Annotated in this window: 1 protein-coding gene; it reads right to left on the minus strand. The window is 38.3% G+C overall.

Annotation, left to right across the window (positions count from 1 at the left end):
• The coding region (locus tag SB754_RS20215; RefSeq protein ID WP_410784154.1) for a hypothetical protein at nucleotides 1-274 on the minus strand (274 nt) is incomplete at both ends.

Raw genomic sequence — 274 nt, forward strand, 5'->3', positions numbered from 1 at the left:
GCTATCAGCCGGAGCATCCGCAAAATAAATATATACGGCCAAGGTATTTCCGTTATTGTATTGGGTCCTGTTCTCTTGTTCTAGGTCTATAACTTCTTCCAAAGTCAATGTTTCTTCCGAAGGTGTAGAAAGTGAGGTGAACTTAAACTCAATATTTTCCTTGTACGTTCTCGCTAGTAAAAAATCTTCAAAATTGGATATGGCTTCAAAAGTGGGTTCAAAACCTGCAACATAGGCGATTTCTATCAGGAGTTGGTCATAATTTTCATTGGAG

This window comes from Leifsonia sp. SIMBA_070 (genome assembly GCF_046534635.1).
GTDB lineage: Bacteria > Actinomycetota > Actinomycetes > Actinomycetales > Microbacteriaceae > Leifsonia.